Consider the following 21,217-nt stretch of genomic DNA (forward strand, 5'->3'; position numbering starts at 1 on the left):
GGGTTTCTCAGACCGCCGCCGGCCGGTGGCCGGAGGGCGGGTTCGGGGTCAGCCCGCGCAGGGTCGGGCTGACGGTGGCGAGCACGGCCGCGGCGGCCATCCCGGCCGAGCACACCAGGATCGCCCGGTCACCCGGCAGGGCCTGGGTGAGCAGGCCGCCCAGCGCGGGGCCCGCCGCGCCCGCGGCGCCGCAGGCCAGGGCGAGGACGCTGGTGAGCCTGCCGCGCAGCCGGTCAGGGGTGCGCAGCAGCTGCTCCGTCATGATCGCGGTGTTCGCGGTGGGCGGGAACAGCGCCATCAGGGCGAACAGCGCCCCGGTCAGATAGCCGCTGTGCACGACGGCGGCGACCGGGGTGAGCACGGTCAGCGCCCAGAACACCGCCACGATGGCGCGGTAGCCGCCGAGGCGGCCGTGGAGTACGGGCGCGGCGAGCGCGCCGAGGACGCCGCCCACCCCGAGCATGGCCGCCATCACCCCGACCTCCCCCGACGGCACCCCTCTGGTTCCGGCGAGCACGATGACGACGAGGTAGAAGGCGCTGAAGAACAGGTTCAGCACGACCGCGCACAGGATGGTGACCCGGATGCGGCGTTCCTGCCACACCCACCGGAAGCCCTCCAGCACCTCGTGGCCGAGCCTGCCCGGCGCGGCGGCGGGCCGCTCCGGCTTCGGCAGCCGCAGGAAGAGCAGCGCGACGAACGAGAGGGTGTGCATCACGGCGTCGGCGAGGAACGGGACGAAGCGCCCCACCGCGAACAGGAACCCGCCGGTCGCGGTGCCCGAGAGCTGCCCCATCGACGCCCGCGCCGTGTTCATCGACACCGCCGCGGGCAGCTGGGCGGTGTCCACCAGCAGCGGCAGCGCGGCGTTCTCCGCCGGTTCGAAGACGGCGGCGGCGGCCCCGAACACCGCGGCGACGGCGACCATGTGCGGCACGGTGGCGGCGTCGCTCCACACCGCCAGCACGAGGCTGACGGCGGACAGCGCCTGGGCCGCCTCGCAGCCGAGCATCAGCGCCTTGCGGTCGTAGCGGTCCACCAGGACCCCTGCGGGCAGCCCGGCCACCATCTGGGCGGCGGCGATCGTGCCCATCACCAGGCCGGAGGCGGCGCCGGAGCCGGTGAGCGCCAGGACCAGCAGCGGGAACGCGATCATCGAGGCGTGGAAGCCGAACTCCGAGAGCGCCTGACTGCACCACAGCAGCCGGTAGCCGCGGTTGCGCGACAGGGGCACCGGCGGGGGCGCCGACGGGACGGCGCGCTCCCCGGTCATGCGCCACCCCGGCAGTCCTGGGCGATACGGCGCAGCGCGTCCGCGAAGTCCGCGGCCACCGCCGCCACGGTCGACTCCTCGTGGACGCCGGGACGGTAGTACCAGGTGAAGCCGAGGCGGCCGTTCTGCACCGCGCCGACGACCTCCAGCAGATGCGATCCGCCCTCGCGGGGGTCGTGGTCCTGGCCGTACGAGCCGTGCTCGGCGTGGACGAGGCCGTCCTTGGCCTCGGCGGCCCTGGCGTCCCACTGGCCCAGGTAGTTGAACACGACCTGCGGCCCGGGCCCGGTGCCGGTCAGCCGCTCCCGTACGGCGTCCGTGCCGAAGGTGCGCAGCGCGCCGAAGCCGAAGCCGTTGCCGGGGACGGCCCGCAGCCGCCGCCTGACCGCCTTGACCAGACCGCGCCAGTCGACGGACGCGGCGTCCCGGGCGGCGGGCAGTTCGAAGGAGACCGGGTACATCGTGGTGAACCAGCCGACCGTACGGGAGAGATCGGCGCCCTCGACGATGTCCTCGCGCCCGTGGCCCTCCAGTTCGACGGCGATCCGGTCCCGGCCGGTCCAGCGGATGAGCGCCAGCGCGAGGGCGGCCAGCAGCACGTCGTTGATGCGGGTGCGATAGGCGGTGGGGGCCGCACGCAGCAGCGCCTCGGTGTCCGCCTCGTCGATCTCCACCGGCACCGCCCGGGTCTCGGCGCCCGGGGTGGACGGCTCGTGGTCGACCGGCAGCGGCTGGGCGTCGAGCGCCGTGGCCCAGTGGTCCGCCTCATGGTCCAGGTGGCCGCCCGCGACGTGCTCGGCGAGCTGCCGGGCCCAGTCCCGGAACGAGGTCGTCTTGGTGCCGAGGTCGACCGTCTCGCCCCGCGCGCTCTGCTGGTACGCGGTGTCCAGGTCGTCCAGCACGATCCGCCACGACACCCCGTCGATGACCAGGTGGTGCGCGGTCAGGAAGAGGAACGGCCGCCGGTCGTCGCCGAACCGGAACAGCGCGGCCTTCAGCAGCGGGCCGCTGCCGAGGTCGAAGCCCGCGTGGAGGGCGTCGGCCGCCTTCTCCATCGCCGCGTCCGCCTCCGGCTCGGGCAGCCCGGACAGGTCGTACCGGGCGAGGACCGCGTCCGCCCCGGGTTCCGGGGTGTACTGCCGCCACGCGTCCCCGTCATGGGTGAACCGTGTCCGCAGCGCGTCGTGGTGGACGAGCAGGGCGGTCAGCGCCCGTTCCAGCGCCGCCTCGTCCAGCTCCTGGTTCAGCTCCAGCAGGGTGGACTGGTTGAAGTGGTGCGGGTTGACGGTGTGGGTGGTGAAGAACCAGCGCTGGATGGGGGTGAGCGGCAGGTCGCCGGTCACCGGTTCGGCGCCGCCCTCGTCCCGTTCGGCCGTGGCCACGGCGGCCAGACCGGCCACCGTCTGATGGGTGAAGAGGTCCTTGGTGGACAGCCGCAGCCCCGACTGGCGGGCGCGGGAGACCACCTGGATGCTCAGGATGGAATCCCCGCCGAGGTCGAAGAAGTTGTCGTCCACCCCGACCCGGTCGAGGCCGAGGACATCCGCCCAGATGGCCGCGATCCGGCTCTCCATCGGGGTGCGCGGCGCCACATGGTCCGCGCCCGGGGCTGGTGCCGGATCCGGGTCGGGCAGGGCGCGCCGGTCGACCTTGCCGTTGGGGGTGAGCGGCAGTTCCGTCAGGGTGGCGAACGCCGAGGGCACCATGTGGGGCGGCAGGACGCGGCCGAGGAAGTCGCGCAGCGAGGCGCCGGTCGGGGCCTCGTCCGCCGCCGGAACCACATAGCCGACCAGGCGCTTGAGCCCGGACGGATGCTCCGGCGTGGGCCCGGTGTTCCGTACCGCCACCACCGCCTCGCGCACCTGCGGGCTGCGCCGCAGCGCGCTCTCCACCTCGCCCGGCTCGATCCGGAAGCCCCGGACCTTCACCTGGTCGTCGGCCCGGCCGACGAACCGCAGCTCGCCATCGGCGGTCCAGCGCACCACATCGCCCGTGCGGTACATCCGCCCGCCCGCGGGGCCGAACGGGTCGGCCAGGAAGCGGGAGGCGGTCAGCCCCGGACGGCCCAGATAGCCGCGTGCCAGTCCGGCCCCGGCCACGTACAGCTCCCCGGCCACGCCCACCGGGACCGGGCGCAGCGCGGAGTCCAGCACATAGGCCCGGGTGTTGCGGATCGGCCCGCCGATCGGCGGCGCCCCCGAACCGGCGGCCAGCGGCCCGGACCAGGTGCTCACCACGGTCGCCTCGGTCGGACCGTACGAGTTGATCATCCGGCGTCCCGGGGCCCAGCGGTCCACCAGCTCGGCCGGGCAGGCGTCACCGCCCACGATCAGGGTGCGCAACTCCGGGATACCGGCCCCCTCCGGCACGGTGGCCAGGGCCGCCGGGGGAATGAGCGCATGGGTGATCCGCTGCTCGGTCAGCACCTGGGCCAGCCGCTCGCCCAGCAGCGGTCCCTCCTCGGCGACCACCAGCGCGGCACCCCTCGGCAGGGAGACGCACAGCTCCAGTACGGAGGCGTCGAAGCTCGGCGAAGCGAACTGGAGGACGCGGTCCCCGGCCCGGACGTCATACCGCTCGGCGGCGGCGGCCGAGAAGCTCGCCAGACCCGCGTGGGTGACCACGACCGCCTTGGGCACCCCGGTGGACCCGGAGGTGTAGATGACGTACGCCGGATGGTCCGGTGTCAGCCCCCGGACGGCCGGTGGACCGTCGGGGCCGTCTTCGGCCCACACCGCGGCCGGGTCGTCGAGGACCACCAGCGGCTCGGCGTCGCGCAGCATGAACGCCATGCGCTCCGCCGGGTAGTGGGGGTCGACCGGCAGGAACGCGCCGCCCGCCTTCACCACCGCCAGCTGTGCCACCACCATCTCCACCGACCGCGGCAGCACCAGCGCCACCAGTTTCTCCGGCCCCACGCCGCGCCCGGTCAGCCGGTGCGCCAGCCGGTTCGCCGCCGCCTCCAGCTCGGCGAAGGTGAGCCCGCCCGTCCCTGATGCCACGGCGGTGGCGTCCGGGGACACCGCCGCCTGCCGCTCGAACAGCTCGGCCAGCGTGGCCGGTTGGACGGGCCGCGCGGTGTCGTTCCAGTCGACGAGGGTGCGCCGCAGCTCGGCCGGGGTGGCGAGCGGCAGCGCGCCCACCGCCCGGTCCGGGTCGTCGGCGATGGCGCCGAGGAGTGTACGGAGCGCCGCGCCAATCCGCTCGGCGGTCGGCGCGTCGAACAGATCGGTGCTGTAGCTGATCAGCCCGCGCAGTACGCCCCCGTCGGCCTCGGCGAACTCCAGCGTGAGGTCGAAGCCCGCGGTGCTGGTCTCGGGGGCGATGTCCTCCAGTGCGAGACCGGGCAGATCCAGCGGCCCGCCGGGGATGTTCTGGAGCACCACCATCGCCTGGAACAGCGGTGTCCGGCTGGTGTCCCGGACGGGCTGCACCTCGTCCACCACCCGCTCGAACGGCACGCTCTGGTGGGCGAAGGCGTCCAGGACGGTGCCGCGCACCTCGGACAGGAAGTCGGTGAACGCGCGCTCGGGGTCGACCGAGGAGCGCAGCACCAGGGTGTTGACGAAGAAGCCGATCAGGTGCTCCGCCTCGGCGCGCTCCCGCCCCGAGGTGACCGTCCCCACCGTGATGTCCTCCTGGCCCGACAGCCGGGCCAGCAGCACCTGGGCCGCCGCCACCAGCGTCATGAACAGGGTGGTGCCACGGGTCTGTCCGTACTCCTTGAGGCGCCGGTTCACGGTCGCGGACACCTCGAACTCGGCCGTCGCGCCGTGTCCGCTGCGCACCGCGGGCCGGGGCCGGTCGGTGGGCAGCTCAAGCGGCTCCACCTCGCACAACTGGCGCTTCCAGTACGCCAGTTGCTCATCCGCGTACGGGCCGGACAGCTCGGCCCGCTGCCACGCCGCGAAGTCCGCGTACTGCACCGGAAGCGGTGGCAGTGCCGCAGCCTCGCCGGTCAGCGCCGCCCGGTACAGCTCGCGCAGATCGCCGATGAGCACACCGGTGGACCAGCCGTCGGTGATGATGTGATGCAGCGTCAGCGTGAGCGCGTGGTCCTCGTCGTTCAGCCGGATCAGACCGGCCCGCAGCAGTGGGCCGCGCCGCAGGTCGAAGGGGTGCTCCCGCTCCCGCGCCAGCAGCTCCGTCAGCTCCGCCTCCCGCCGGTCCGTGGGCACGTCCGACAGATCGTGGCGGGCGAGTCGGACCGGGGCGGGCTCGTGCACGATCTGCGTCCCGCGCCCGTCCACCGCGTCGAAGGTGGTGCGCAGCGACTCGTGCCGGGCCACCAGCGCGGTCAGCGCGTCCTCCAGCGCGGTGACGTCGAGGCTGCCGCGCATCCGCAGCGCCAGCGGGGTGATGTATTCGGTGCTCTCCGGGGCGAAGGAGTCCAGGAACCACAGCCGCTGCTGGGCAAACGAGAGCGGCAGCTCCGCGTCCCTGGACACCGGGGTGACCGGCGCGGACCTCTCGTCCGTACGGCCGCTCGCCTCGGTGAGGGCCGCGGCGAGGGCGGCCACCGTCGAGTGGGTGAACACCAGCCGGGGCGAGATCTCCGCGCCGAACGCCTCCCGCAGCCGCGAGGTGAGCCGGATGCTGAGGATGGAGTCACCGCCGAGCACGAAGAAGTCGTCCTCGGCGCCGACCCGTTCGGCCCCCAGCACCTCGGCCAGGATCGCCGCCGTACGCCGCTCGGCCTCGTCCCGCGGGGCGATGTAGGCCGCGCGGTCCGGGCCGGCGTCCGGGGCGGGCAGCGCCGCGCGGTCCAGCTTGCCGTTGCGGCTCAGCGGCAGCGCGTCCAGCAGGACGACCGACGACGGCACCATGTAGTCCGGGAGCCCGGCCGCCACGTGGGCGCGCAACTCCGCGCCGTCCACGCCCCGGTCGCCGTTCGGCACCACATAGGCCACCAGCCGCTTCACCCCCGGCCGGTCCTCCCGGGCCACCACCGCCGCGTCCGCCACCCCGGGGTGCGCGGTCAGCGCGCTCTCCACCTCGCCCGGCTCGATCCGGAAGCCCCGGACCTTCACCTGCTGGTCGGCGCGGCCCACGAACTCCACCGTGCCGTCCGGCCGCCGCCGCGCCAGGTCGCCGGTGCGGTACATGCGCTCCCCGGCGGGCCCGTACGGATCGGCGACGAAGGCCGCGGCCGTCGCGCCGGGGCGGCCCAGATAGCCACGGGCCACGCCCTCACCGGCGACGAAGAGTTCACCGACGACACCCGGCGGCACGATCCGCAGCCGCGCGTCCAGGACGTACACCCGCATGTTGTCCAGCGGCCCGCCGATCGGCACCGTCTCGGGCACCCCGTCGGCCTCGGACATCGGGAAGGACGTGGCGAACGTCGTCGTCTCGGTCGGCCCGTAGCCGTCCACCACGGTCAGCCCGGGGCAGGCCGCCAGCACCCGGCGCACGGCGCTCGCCGGCACCACATCGCCACCGGTCCACACCTCGCGCAGCCCGGCGAAGCACTCCGGGTCGTCCTGCGCCAGCAGCCGGAACAGCCCGGCGGTCAGCCACAGGCCCGTCACCCCGTGCCCGGCCACCAGGCGCCGCAGGCCCGCCGCGTCCAGCTCGCCCGGCGGGGCCACCACGACCCGGCCGCCGCGCAGCAGCGGCACCCAGACCTCGTAGGTGGCGGCGTCGAACGCCACCGGGGAGTGCAGCGGCACCCGCTCGTGCCCGCCGCTGCCGAAGGCGGCGTGGCAGGCGAGCGCCGCCACATCGCGGTGGCGCACCCCCACGGCCTTCGGCACCCCGGTGGACCCGGAGGTGAACATCACGTACGCCAGGTTGTCCCGGTCCACCGGCACGGTGGGCGGTACCCGGCCGCCGTCGCGCGCGGCGGCCACGTTGTCCGCCGTCAGCACGACCTTCGCGGCCATCCGCTTCAGCAGTTCCCCCTGCCGTGCGCGCGGCGCGCGGGCGTCCACGGGTACGTACACCCCGCCCGCCCTGACCACCGCGAGCTGCGCCACGACGAGTTCGGCCGACCGGTCCATGAGCAGCGCCACCCGGTCCTCGGCACGCACTCCCGACTCGGCGAGGACGGCGGCGAGTTGACCGGACCACGCGTCGAGGTCGCGGTAGCTGAGGGAGGTGTCGCCGTCGCTGACGGCGAGGGCGTCCGGGGTGCGCGCGGCCTGCCCGGCGAACAGCTCCGCGAGCGAGCCCACGGGCAGTGGCCGGGCGGTGTCGTTCCACTTCCGCACCGCCCGGCGCTCCTCGGCCCCGGTCAGCAGCCGCAGATCGTCCAGGGTTCGCCCGGCGCCGTCGGCGATGCCCTCCAGCAGCGTGCCCAGGTGGCGCGCCGCGCGCTCCGCCGTCGCCGCGTCGAACAGCGCGGGATCGTAGGCGATGTCGAACCCGAGCCGGTCGCCGAGATAGGCGCGGCAGCACAGCGGGAAGTTGGTGGCGTCCTCGGCCCGCACCTCCCGGATGGCGATCCCGGCACCGGACGCCGACGCCTCGTCGAAGGGGTAGTTCTCGAAGACCACCATGGAGTCGAACAGCGCCTCGGCGGCGCGCAGTTCGCTCAGGGACTGGATGCGGGAGAGGGAGACGAAGTCGAAGCGGCGGGACTCGCTCTGCTGGTCCTGGAGCTCCCGCAGCCAGCCCGCCACCTCGCGGCCGCCGTCGGCCACGGCCCGGGTGGGGACCGTGTTGATGAACATGCCGACCATCGTCTCCACGCCCGGCAGCCCGTCCGGGCGGCCCGAGGCGGTGGTGCCGAACACCACGTCCGGCTCGCCGCCGTACCGGGACAGCAGCAGCGCCCAGGCGCCCTGCACCACCGTGTTCACGGTCAGCCCGTGGCCACGGGCCGTCTCGCGCAGCCGCGCGGACACCTCGTCGGACAGCTCCAGCCGGGTCAGCGCGCCGGAGGTGGCGCGGTGCGCCTCGCGGGGCGGCCGGTCGTACGGCAGCGGGGTCCGCGCGCCGAAGCCCGCCAGGACGTCCCGCCAGTGCCGCTCGGCGCGCTCCTGGTCCTGCTCCCGCAGCCAGCGCAGGAAGTCCCGGAACGGGCGCCGCGCGGGCGGGGACACGGTGCGGCCCTCGGTGAGCGCCGCGTAGTGCTCGCACACCTCGGCGAAGATCTGCCCGGTGGACCAGCCGTCGAGCATCAGATGGTGGGAGGTCCACACCAGCATGACCTCGTCGTCGGTCAGCCGCGCCACCGCGATCCGGCTCAGCGGGGCCGCCGTCAGCTCCATTCCGGCCGCCCGGTCCTCGGCCAACAGCCCCTCCAGCATGACCTGTTGGTCCTCCGGGGCGAGGTGGCGCCAGTCGTGCCGGGCGGTGGGCAGCGCGGCGTGGCGGCGCACCACCTGGACGGGCTCCTCAAGCCCCTCCCAGCGGACCTCGCTGCGCAACACCGGTGTCCGGTCCACCACCCGCTGCCAGGCGGCGGCGAACGCGTCCGGGTCGGCGATGCCTCCGATGCGCAGCGCGATCTGGTCGAAGTAGGCGCCACCGGTGTCGACCAGGCCGTGGAAGAGCATGCCCGCCTGGAGCGGGGTCAGCGGATAGATGTCCTCGATGTCCCGGCCGTCGCCCGCGAGCAGATCCACCTGGTCCTGGTCGAGCCGGGCGAGCGGGAAGTCGGAGGGCGTACGGCCGCCCGCGCCGGGCTCCGCGCAGTGCGCCACGATCTCCCGCAGCGCGGCCATGACGTCCTCGGCGAGGCGGCGCACGGTCGCCTCGTCGTACATCAGCGCCGGATAGGTCCAGCCCAGCTCCAGCTGACCGCCCTGGACGGCTCCGGTGACCTCCAGCAGATACGTACGGGTCTCGCCGTCGGGCGCGTCCTTGCCGGTCGACGGCAGGGCGGCCCGGAACAGGCCCTCGGCTGATTCGTCGGCCGCCACATCCCACTGGCCGTGGTAGTTGAACCCGATCTGCGGCGCCGGACCGCCCCGCAGCCGCTCGGCCGCGGTGGGGGAGAGGTGGCGCAGCGCCCCATGGCTCAGCCCGCGGTGCGGGACGGCGTGCAGCTGCTCCTTGACGGACCTCAGCGTCTCCCGCCACCCGGCGTCCGGCGCGACCGTCAGCGCGAGCGGGAACTCGGCGGTGAACCAGCCGACCGTACGGGAGAGATCCAGCTCCTCGAACAGGTCCTCGCGGCCGTGCCCCTCCACCCCGATCAGCACGGTGTCGTCGCCGGTCCAGCGGGCCAGGCTCCGGCCGAGCGCGCTGAGCAGCACATCATTGATCTGGGTGCGGTAGACGTCCGGGACGTGGCGCAGCAGCGCGTCGGTCTCGGCGCGGCCGAGGGCGACGGTCACCGTGGCCGCCGTCTCCTGGGTGTTGGCGCCACGCCGGTCCACGGGCAGCGGCGCGGGCGTGGTGTGCGCGGTGCGCGTCCAGTACGGCAGGTCACCGTCGAGCCCGCCGGAGCGCACATGGCCCGCCAGCCGGTCAGCCCAGTGTGCGTAGGCGCTGCTCGCCGGGGGCAGCGCGGGCGTGGCTCCGGCCGCGGCCTGGTGGTACGCGGTCTCCAGGTCGCCCAGCAGCACACGCCAGGACACGCCGTCGACCACCAGGTGGTGGGCGGTGACGACCAGCTCGGCTGCCTGCTCAGGACCGTAGGTGAACAGCAGGGCCCGCAGCACCGCGCCCCCGGCGATGTCCAGACCGGTCTGCGCCGCGACCGTGGCGTCCCGCACGGCGTGTGCTTGCGCCTCCTCGTCGAGGCCGGACAGATCGTGCCGTTCGAGCAGCGGTCCCGGCGCGGTGGGCAGCACCTCCTGCCGCCACTCGCCGTCGACGACCAGGAACCGGGTGCGCAGCGCCGCGTGGTGCGCCACAGCCGCGTCCACCGCCCGCCGCAGCGCGGCCTCGTCGAGGCCGTCGGTGAGCCGGAGCCGGTGGGTCATGGTGAAGTGGTCCGGATCGCCGGGCCGCCGCCCGTCGAGGTACCAGCGCTGGATCGGGGTCAGCGGCGCCGGTCCGGCCGGCGGCCCGGCCGGAGCGGTGTCCGGCGCGGGGCCGGACCCGATGCTCAACCCGAGTTCCGCGATGGTCTGGTGGCGGAAGATGTCCTTGGAGGTGATCCGCAGCCCGGCCTGGCGGGCACGGGAGACGATCTGGATGCTGAGGATCGAATCGCCGCCCAGCGCGAAGAAGTTGTCCTCCACCCCGGTCCGCGGGATGCCCAGCACCTCGGCCCAGAGCCCCGCGAGCAGGGTTTCGGTATCGGTGCGCGGCGCCACGTACGCGGTCCCCGCCTCCGGTTGCGCGGGCGGCGCGGGCAGCGCCCGCCGGTCGACCTTTCCGGCGTCCGTGCGGGGCACCCGGTCCAGCGTCACGAAGGCCGCCGGGACCATGTAGTCGGGCAGGGACTGCTTGAGCCGGGCGCGCAGCTCCACCGCGCCGGGCGCGGTGTCCGCCGCCGTGGCCACGAGGTAGCACACCAGCCGCCGGTGGCCGGTGTCCTCCCGGGCCACCACCACGGCGTCCTCGACCGCCGGATGCTCCAGCACGGCGGCCTCGATCTCACCGGGCTCGATGCGGAAGCCACGGATCTTGACCTGCTCGTCGGTGCGGCCGAGGAATTCCAGCACCCCGTCCTCCGTCCAGCGGGCCCGGTCGCCGGTGCGGTACATCCGGGAGCCGGGCGGGCCGTACGGGTCCGGGACGAAGTGGCGCGCGGTCAGCCCCGGCCTGCCCCGATAGCCGCGTACGACCTGGGCCCCGGCCAGATGCAGTTCGCCCGGCACCCCGGGCGGCACAGGGCGCAGCGCCCCGTCCAGGACGTACGCCCGCAGGTTGTGGCCGGGCCGCCCGATGAGCGGACGGTCCCCGAGGTCGGCGAGGCGCCCGTACACCGCGTCGACGGCGCATTCGGTGGGCCCGTAGAAGTTGTACGCCGCCACCCCGGGCACCGCGCGCAGCTCCCGCCACAGCGCCGCCCCGATGGCCTCGCCGCCGACCATGACGATCCGGGGCCGGTGGCGGCCGCCGAACAGCCCGGTGGCCATCAGCTCGTGCAGATACGAGGGGGTGAGGTCGAGGAAGTCCAGCTCCCGGGCGCCGATCAGCTCGACCAGGGCGGCCGGGTCGAGCCGTACCGCGTCGTCGATCAGATGCACCTCCTGGCCCGCGGCCAGGAACGCCGCGCCCTCCCAGGAGGTGTCGAAGGAGAACGCGGCGGTCAGCGCCGCGCGCAGCGGACGGCCCGCCTCGGCGGCGTGCGGCCCGATGAGCCCGGCCCGGTGGTCATGGCAGAGGTTGACCAGCTGGCGGTGTTCGACGGCGACACCCTTGGGGCGGCCTGTGGACCCCGAGGTGTAGTTGACGTACGCGGTGTTCGCGGGGCACAGCGGGGCGCGCCGGTCCCGGTCGGTGGGGTCGGAATCGGGCAGCGACGCCAGGGGCGCGTCGCGCAGCGCCTCGGGGGTCAGGACGACCTCGGGGCCCGAGTCCTCCAGCAGGAACCGGACACGCTCGGCGGGCAGTTCGGGATCGACGTACAGATACGTACCGCCCGCCTTGAGGACCGCGAGCTGCGCCACCACCAGATCGGCGGTGCGCGGCAGCCGCACCGCGACCACCTTCTCCGGCGCGGCCCCGAGGGCGATCAGATGGTGGGCCAGCCGGTTGGCGCGGGCGTTCAGCTCGGCGAAGTCGTACGTGGCGTCGGCGGCCACCAGGGCGGTGGCGTGCGGGGTGCGCGCCACCTGCTCCTCGAAGAGCCCGGGGAAGGTGGTGTCCGCCACCGGGAGCGCGGTGTCGTTCCACTCCTCCAGCACGGTGTGCCGCTCCCGCTCGGTCAGCAGCGGGAGTTCGCCCACCGGGCGGTCCGGGTCGTCCGCCACCGCCTCCAGCAGCAGCCGCAGCTGGTGGGTCATCCGCCGCACGGTCGCGGCGTCGAACAGATCGGTGTTGTACTCCACGTACCCGGTCAGGGCGCCCTGGTGTTCGACGAAGTCGAAGCCGAGGTCGAAGGCGGCGGTCCGGCTCGGGATGCGGACGGGCTCGACGGCGAGCCCGGGCAGGGCCGGTACCTCGCCGCCCAGGTTGTGCAGCGCCACCATCACCTGGAACAGCGGGGTGCGGCTGGTGTCCCGCTCCGGCTGGAGCGTGTCCACGATCCGCTCGAACGGCACGTCCTGGTGGGCGAAGGCGGTAAGGACGGTGTCACGCACCTCCTGGAGCAGTTCGCCGAACGGGCGCTCCGCGCGCACCCGGCCGCGCAGCACGAGCGTGTTCACGAACATGCCCACCAGGCGCTCCAGCTCGGGCCGCTCCCGGCCGGAGGTCACGGTGCCCACCGCGATGTCCTCCTGCCCCGACCAGCGCGCCAGCAGCACCTGGCAGGTGGCGAGCAGGGTCATGAAGAGGGTGCCGTCGCCGCGCCGCCCGGTCTCGCGGAGCCGGTCCACAAGACCCGCGTCCAGGGTGAAGTCCAGCAACGCCCCGTTCTTGGTCTGCACGGCCGGGCGCGGCCGGTCGGTGGGCAGCTCCAGCGGGGCCAGGCCGGCGAGTGTCTTGCGCCAGTGGTCCAGCTGCGGTTCCACCGCCGCGGCCCCGCCGTCCGGATCGCGCTGCCAGGCCGCGTAGTCGGCGTACGCCAGGGGCAGCGGGGGCAGTCCGGGGCTGCGGCCTTCGAGTGCCGCCGCGTACAGCTCGCTCAGATCGTCGCTGATGACGGCCGTCGACCAGCCGTCCGTGACGATGTGGTGCATCGTCAGCGTGAGGACCTGTTCCTCGTCGCCCAGCCCGATGAGGGACGCCCGCAGCAGCGGTCCGCGGCTCAGGTCGAAGGCGGTGGCGCCCTCCCGCTCCAGCAGCCGCTCCAGCTCCCGTTCGCGCTCCGCGGCGGGGAAGGCGGTGAGGTCGTGACGCGGCAGCTCCACCCGGTACGGGTCCTGGACGCGCTGCACACCGCGGCCGTCCACCTCCGCGAACGTGGTGCGCAGCGGCTCGTGCCGGGCCACCAGCCCGTCGAGCGCGGTGCGCAGGGCGGTGGTGTCCAGCGGGCCGCGCAGCCGCAGCGCGAACGGCGTGACGTACTCGGTGTCGCGGTCGTCGAAGCCGTCCAGGAACCACAGGCGCTGTTGGGCGTACGACAGCGGCAGGTCCCCGCCCCGCGCCACGGCCGGGATCGCCTCGCGTGGCGCGCCGCCGTCCGGTGTGCCCAGCGCGGTGGCGAGGGCGGCGACGGTGGCGTGGGCGAACAGGGACCGTGGCGAGACGTCCGTGCCGAAGGCGGTACGCAGCCGGGAGGCCACCCGGATGGCGAGGATCGAATCGCCGCCCAGGGCGAAGAAGTTGTCCTCGGCGCCCGCCTCCTCGACCCCCAGCACCTCGGCCCACACCCGGGCCACCGTGCGCTCCGCCTCGGTGCGCGGCGCGATCCGCTCGGCGCTCGTCGCGAGCCCGTCCGCGCCGGGGGCGGGCAGGGCCGCCCGGTCCAGCTTGCCGTTGACGGTCAGCGGCAGGGTGTCCAGCGGGACATAGGCGGCCGGGATCATGTGCTCGGGCAGGGACCGCCCGAGGAATTCCCGCAGCTCGGCGGCGGAGGGCGGGGTGGCCTGGCCGGTGGCCACGGTGTAGGCCACCAGCCGCCGCACCCCGGGCCGGTCCTCGCTCGCGATCACCACGGCGTGCGCCACCGCCGGATGGGCGGTCAGGGCGGCCTCGATCTCTCCGGGTTCGATCCGGAAACCGCGGATCTTCACCTGGTCGTCGGCGCGGCCCAGATACTCCAGTTCGCCGTCCGCGTTCCACCGGGCCCGGTCGCCGGTGCGGTACATCCGGCCGCCGGGCGGGCCGAACGGGTCGGCGACGAAGCGGGACGCGGTCAGCCCCGGGCGGCGCAGATAGCCACGCGCAAGGCCCGCGCCCGCCACGTACAGCTCGCCCACCGCGCCCGGCGGCACCGGTTCGAGCGCCGCGTCGAGAACGTAGATCCGCAGGTCGGGAATTCCGGTGCCGATGCCGCTGCCGGTGGCGTCGGCCGCGGTGCCGCGGTCGAGCGCGGTGTGGGTGACATGCACGGTGGTCTCGGTGATCCCGTACATGTTGACCAGCACCGGCGCGGTGTCCGCGTGGCGCGCGTACCAGCCCTCGAGACGGCGCGGATCGAGCGCCTCACCGCCGAAGATCACCGTGCGCAAGCTGAGCCGTGCCCCGGGGTTCTCGGAGCTTTCTTCGTCTGCCCGCATCAGCGCGTAGAACGCCGACGGCGTCTGGTTGAGCACCGTCACCCGCTCGTCCGCCAGCAGCCGCAGGAACTCCTCCGGGGAGCGCGAGACCGCGTACGGGACGACCACGAGCCGCCCGCCGTGCAGCAGCGGCCCCCAGATCTCCCAGACGGAGAAGTCGAAGGCGTAGCTGTGGAACAGCGTCCACACATCGCTCTCGCCGAACGAGAACCACGCGTCGGTCTGCGAGAACAGCCGCACCACATTGGCGTGGGGGATGACCACGCCCTTCGGTATCCCGGTCGACCCCGAGGTGTAGATGGCGTAGGCCGGGCTGTCCGGCAGCGGCCGCGCGGCGTCGGGGACGGTGGCCGGGCGGCTCCGCAGATCGGCGGCCACGTCCGGGTCGTCCAGGCACAGCCGGGGCACGGCGGTGTCCGCCGCGACGCGCCGCGCCAGGTCGCCGGTGGTCAGCAGCAGCACGGGTTCGGTGTCGGCGAGCATATGGGCGATCCGCCCGGCTGGCTGGTCCGGGTCGACCGGCAGATACGCCGCCCCGGTCTTCAGCACGGCCACGATCGCCACGATCATGTCCAGCGAACGGGGCAGGGCCAGCGCCACATACCGCTCCCGCGCCGCGCCCTCAGCGACCAGGCGGTGTGCCAACCGGCCTGCCCGCGCGTCGAGTTGGGCGTACGACAGCGACTCGGCGCCACAGGTGACGGCGATCGCATCCGGGGTACGGGCGGCCTGCTCCTCGAACAGGTCCACCACGGTCCGCTCCGGGGCCGCATGCCCCGCGGAGCCGTTCCACTCCACCAGGAAGCGCCGCCGCTCCTCGGCCGTGGTCCACGGCAGGGCCCGCAGCGGGCGGTCGGAGTCCGCCGCGATCCCCGTCAGCAGCTGGCACAGCCGGTCGGCGAGGGCTTCCGCGGTCCCGGCGTCGAACAGCTCCGGGTCGTAGCCGAGATCGAAGCCGAGCCGGTCGGACAGATGCGCCCGCAGGCTCAGCGGGAAGTTCGTGGCGTCGGTCGACTCGACGTCGAGGATCCGCAGCCCCGCCTCGCGCGCCGAGGAGTCGTCGAAGGGGTAGTTCTCGAAGGCCACCATGCTGTCGAACAGCGGCGTCCCGGCCGGGACCTCGCTCCACGCCGACAGCTGGGCCAGCGACACGGATTCGAAGCCCCGCGACCCCGCCTGTGCCACCTGGAGTTCCCGCAGCCACTCGGTGGTGTCCCGGGTGCCGTCGACCCGTACCCGGGTGGGCAGGGTGTTGATGAACATGCCCACCATGGACTCGACCCCGGCCAGCTCCGCCGGGCGGCCCGAGACGGTGGTGCCGAAGACCACGTCCGGCTCGCCGCTGTACCGGGACAGCAGCAGCGCCCAGGCGCCCTGCACGATCGTGTTGACGGTCAGGCCCCGGCGCCGGGCCGCCTCGCGCAGCTCCGCCGACACCTCGGCCCCGAGCGCCACCGCCACCGTCGCCGAGGACCCGGCCCGGTGCGACTCCAGGGGCTTGCGGTCGTACGGCAGCGGCGTGGGTGCGGTGACCCCCGTGAGCAGCTCCCGCCAGTGTTCCTCGGCCTCCCGCCCGTCCTGGCGGTCCAGCCAGTGCAGATAGTCGCGGAACGGCCGCCGGGCGGTCAGCGCCGGGCGCTCGCCCCGGGCCGCCGCCGCGTACCGGTCGCACACCTCGGTGAACACCTGGGCCAGGCTCCAGCCGTCCAGGATCAGATGGTGCGAGGTCCAGATCAGCGCCACCCGGTCGCCGGTCAGCCGTACGACGGTCAGCCGCATCAGCGGCGGCTCGGTCAGATCCAGGCCGAGCGCCAGATCCCGTTCCCGCAGCCGGTCAAGCTCCGCCGCGCGCCGCTCCTCCGGCAGCTCCCGCCAGTCCACATGGGTGACGGGCACGGCGGCCCGCCGGCGTACGAACTGCACGGGCCGCTCGACGTCCTCCCACACCACCCCGCTGCGCAGCACCGGTGTGCGGTCGACCGTCTGCTGCCAGGCGAGGGCGAACGCCTCCGGGTCGCCCACCCCGGCCAGGGTCAGCGTGGCCTGGTCCAGATAGACGTCCTTGCCGTCGCCCACCAGACGGTGGAAGAGCATGCCCTCCTGAAGCGGGGTCAGCGGATAGACGTCCTCGATCCCGCGCCCGTCGCCCACCAGCCGGTCCACGCCCGCCTGGTCCAGCCGGGCGAGCGGGAAGTCCGACGGCGTACGGCCGCCCGCGCCCGGCTCAGCGCAGTGGCCGACGATGTCGCGCAGCGCCGTCAGCATCGCGTCCGCGAGCCGCCGCACCGTGGCCTCGTCGTGGACGCGGTCGGAGTAGAGCCAGGTCAGCTCCAGCTCCCCGGCGGCCACCACGCCCGACACATCCAGCAGATAGGTCGAGGGCTCATCGGCGGCGAGGTCCAGGCCCAGGGTCTCCCCGGTGAGGGTGAACCCGTCGTCGCCGGTGACGGAGTCCCACTGGCCGTGGTAGTTGAAGCACACGCCCGGCAGCGGGGCGTCCCGCAGCGCACGGGCGGCGGAGCCGGGGGCGCTCAGGTGCGCCAGCGCCTCGTAGCTCAGGCCCTTGCGCGGCAGCGCCCGCAGCTGCTCCTTCACCGACTTCAGGACCTCGCCCCAGCCGCCGCCGGGCAGGGTGAGCGCCACCGGGTACTGGGTGGTGAACCAGCCCACCGTCCGGGACAGTTCGACGCTGTCGTCGATCTCCTCCCGGCCGTGGCCCTCCATCGCCACCAGCACCCGGTCGGTGCGCGTCCAGTCGGCGAGCACCCGGCCGAGGGCGCTCATCAGGACGTCGTTGATCTGCGTCCGGTACACCCCGGGCACCCGGCGCAGCAGCGCGTCGGTGGTGTCGTGGTCCAGCCGCACCCGGACCGTGCGGGTGGTCCCGGCGGTGGCCCGGCCCGGGCGGTCGACCGGCAGCTCCGCGCCGCCCGCGCGCGTCACGCCCTCCCAGTACGGCAGGTCGCCGTCCAGCTCCCCGGCCAGCACCTGGCCGGTCAGCCGGTGGGCCCAGTGGGTGAACGGGGTGCCGACCGGGTCGAGCCGGACCGGGTCCCCGGCCGCGGCCTGCCGGTACGCGGTCTCCAGATCGCCGAGCAGGATGCGCCACGAGACACTGTCCACGGCCAGGTGGTGTGCGGCCAGGAACAGCCGCGGCCGGGTCCCCGCGCCGCGCAGGATCAGCGCGGCGCGCAGCAACACGCCCGCTGCCAGGTCGAGTTCATCGCGTGCTGCCTCGGCGGCCGCCTCGGCCGCGGCGTTCAGTCCTCCGCCGCCGAGGTGCGACAGATCGTGGCGGCGGATCAGCGGCCCCGCCACCGGGCCGTCCGGGTGCTGGCGCCACGCGCCGCCGTCGTGGACGAACCGGGTCCGCAGCGCCGGATGGTGGTCGGCCACCGCCTCCAGCGCGGTGTTCAGGGCGGTCTCGTCCAGGTCGTGCGGCAGGTCCACGACCATCGACATGGTGAAGTGGCGCAGCGCGCCGTGGGTGGCGAAGAACCAGTGCTGGATGGGGGTCAGCGGCGCCGGGCCCGTCGGCTGCCCCGTGGTCTCGTCCTCCGTACCGGGCGCGGAGCGCGGGGCGACGGCGGCGGCCAGATCGGCGATGGTCTGGTGCAGGAACACATCACGGGAGCTGAGCCGCAGCCCGGCCTGGCGCGCCCGCGAGACGGCCTGGATGCTGAGGATCGAGTCGCCGCCGAGTTCGAAGAAGTTGTCCGTCACCCCGACCGACTCGGCGCCCAGCACCTCGGCCCAGATCCGCGCCAGCTCCTCCTCCACCGGGGTGCGCGGAGCCGTGTAGGCGTTCTCCCGGCGGTCGGCGTCGGGCCGCGGGGCGGGCAGCGCCCGCCGGTCGAGCTTGCCGCTCGTGGTCAGCGGCATGGCGTCGAGGGCGACGAACGCGCCGGGCACCATGTGGCCCGGCAGCGTACGCCCGAGGGCCGCGCGCAGCTCCTGCGCGGTGGGCGGTTCGGCGGTAGCGGACGGTACGTAGTAGGCGACCAGCCGGGCGTGGTCGCGGTCGTCGGTCACGGCCACCACGGCCGCCTCGGCGACGGACGGCAGATCGAGCAACGCGGCCTCGATCTCGCCCGGTTCGACCCGGTGCCCCCGGATCTTCACCTGGTCGTCGGCGCGGCCCAGGTAGTCCAGCTCCCCGGTGGCGGTCCAGCGCGCCACATCGCCGGTGCGGTACATCCGGGCGCCCGCCGGCCCGAACGGATCGGCCACGAACCGCGCGGCGGTGAGCCCGGGGCGGTGCGAATAGCCGCGCGCGAGCTGGTCCCCGGCGAGATACAGCTCGCCCGCCACCCCGGCCGGTACGGGCCGCAGCCGGGCGTCGAGCACATAGGCGCGCAGATTGCCCAGTGGCCGCCCCACCACCGGACGCCCGGCGCCGCCGATCCGGGCGGCGAGCGCGTCGACGGTGCACTCGGTCGGGCCGTAGAAGTTGTACGCCGTGGTGCCGGGGGCCTCCGCCAGCTGCCGCCACAGCGTCTGCCCGATGGCCTCGCCGCCCAGCATCAGCACCCTCGGACGGTGCCGGGGGTCGGTGAGCAGCCCGGCCGGGAGGAGCTGCCGCAGATACGACGGGGTGAGGTCGAGGAAGTCGATCCGGTGTTCGGCGACGCGGTCCACGAGCACGGCCGGATCGAGCCGGGTGGTCTCGTCGATGAGGTGCAGCTCATGGCCGTCCGCCAGGAGCAGCAGCCCCTCCAGCGAGGTGTCGAACGAGAACGACGCGGTCAGCGCGGCGCGCAGCGGACCGCCGCCCGCATCCGCCACGAAGCCGTGGCGGTGGCTCACCAGCAGGTTCACCATGGCCCGGTGCGACACGGCCACCCCCTTGGGGCGGCCGGTGGAGCCGGAGGTGTAGATGACGTAGGCCGCGCTGTCCGGGTGCAGCGGGCCGGTCCGGTCGGCGTCGGTGGGGGCGGTGGCGGGCAGCGTGGCGGGGACCGCGCGTACGGCCGCCTGGTCCAGCACCAGCATCGGCCGGGCGTCGTCCATCAGGAACGCGACCCGCTCGTCCGGGAGTTCGGGATCGATCGGCAGATACACCCCGCCCGCCTTGAGGACGGCGAGGATCGCCACCACCATGTCGGCGGTGCGCGGCAGCTTCACCCCGACGATCCGCTCGGGGCCGACGCCCTGCCCGATCAGCTGGTGCGCCAGCCGGTTGGCGGCCGCGTCGAGCGCCGCGAAGTCGTACGTCTCCTCCCCGGCCACCAGCGCCGTCGCCGCCGGGGTACGGGCCGCCTGCGCCTCGAACACCGCCGGGAACGTGGTCGGCTCCAGGTCCAGTGCGGGACCGTGGGTCCATGCGGCGACCTGCTCCCGCTCCTCCCGCGTCAGCAGCGGGAGTTCCCGCAGCGGACGGTCAGGATCGGCGCTCGCCGCGTCGAGCAGCACCAGCAGATGCCCCGCCATCCGCTCGGCGGTCTCCGCGTCGAACAGCTCGGTGCTGTACTCCAGCAGCCCCCGCAGCTCCCCGCCGTCCTCGACGAACTCCACACTGAGGTCGAAGGTCGAGGACTGCCGGGGTACGTCGACGGCGGCCGCCGTCAGTCCGGCCGGGCGGGGCGCGCCCCGTGGGGCGCTGTGGAGCAGCACCATCGCGTCGAACAGCGGGTTGCGCCCGGCGTCCCGGCGCGCCCCCACGGCCTCCACCAGCCGCTCGAACGGCGTCTCGTCGTGCGCGAACGCGTCGAGGACCGTCGTACCGGCGGTGTCGATCAGCTCGCGGTACGAACGCGAGACGTCGACCCCGGAGCGCAGCACCACGGTGTTCACGAAGAAACCGATGGCGCGCTCCAGCTCGGTGCGGCCACGGCCGGAGGTGACGGTGCCCAGCGCGATGTCGTCCTGCCCCGACCAGCGGGCGAACAGCCCCTGGCACGCGGCGACCAGCACCGTGAACAGGGTGGTGCGCCGGTCCGCCGCCAGCTCCCTCAGCCGCGCAGCGACGTCCCGGCCCACGGTGAACTCGTACACCGCGCCCGCCGAGGTGCGCACCGCGGGCCGGGGCCGGTCGGTGGGCAGCTCCAGCGGGACGGTGTCCGCGAGCCGGTCCTTCCAGTAGGCGAGCTGCTTGTCCAGGGCGGGCCCGGAGAGGCGCCTCCGCTGCCACACCGCGAAGTCCGGGTACTGCACCGGCACCGGCGGCAGGTCGGCCGGCCCGTCCCCGTACAGCGCGCACAGCTCGTCCAGCAGGATGCCCATGGACCAGCCGTCGGTGACGATGTGGTGGGCGGTGAGCAGCAGGACGTGCTCCTCCTCCGCCAGCCGGACCAGCAGCGCCCGCAGCAGGGGCCCGGTCCGCAGGTCGAACGGGCGGGAGTACTCGGCGAGCAGCGTGGCGTCCAGCGCCCCGGGTCCTTCGTCCGCGCCGGTGAGGTCGGTCGTCGGCAGCGGCACCGCGGTTGCCTCGCGCACCACCTGCGACGGCTGCCCGTCAGCCTCGTCGAAGACGGTCCGCAGCGCCTCGTGGCGCTCCACCAGGGCATCGAGCGCCCGGGAGAGCGCGGCCACGTCCAGGGCGCCGGTGAGCCGCAGGGCGACCGCGCTGTTGTAGCCCGCCTCGTCCGGCTGGAGGGTGTGCAGGAACCACAGCCGCTGTTGGGCGAACGACAGCGGAAGGGGGCCCGTACGGTCCGCGCGGGGGATCGCCCCGGTGCGTCCGGCCTTGCCCGCGAGACGGCGGCGCAGGGCTTCCCGCAGCTCTTCGGGCAGGGCGGAGGCGCGGCTGTTCCTCGAAGACGTCATGTTGTCTGTC

2 protein-coding genes are annotated in these 21,217 nt (G+C 74.3%); both read right to left on the reverse strand.

Translation table 11 applies throughout. From position 1 onward, the window contains the following. Positions 1–7: 7 nt before the first annotated feature. Positions 8–1,273, reverse strand: a complete 1,266-nt coding sequence (locus tag ACH4TL_RS18100) for an MFS transporter (protein WP_398315139.1) — start codon at positions 1,271–1,273, stop codon at positions 8–10. Continuing rightward, the gene (locus ACH4TL_RS18105; RefSeq protein ID WP_398315141.1) at positions 1,270–21,207 is read right to left on the reverse strand and encodes a non-ribosomal peptide synthase/polyketide synthase; all 19,938 of its coding nucleotides are present in this window, start codon (positions 21,205–21,207) and stop codon (positions 1,270–1,272) included. Before ACH4TL_RS18105 ends, ACH4TL_RS18100 begins: the two co-directional genes overlap by 4 nt. Positions 21,208–21,217: the final 10 nt, after the last annotated feature.

It is taken from the genome of Streptomyces sp. NPDC021115 (genome assembly GCF_044333065.1).
Lineage (GTDB): Bacteria > Actinomycetota > Actinomycetes > Streptomycetales > Streptomycetaceae > Streptomyces.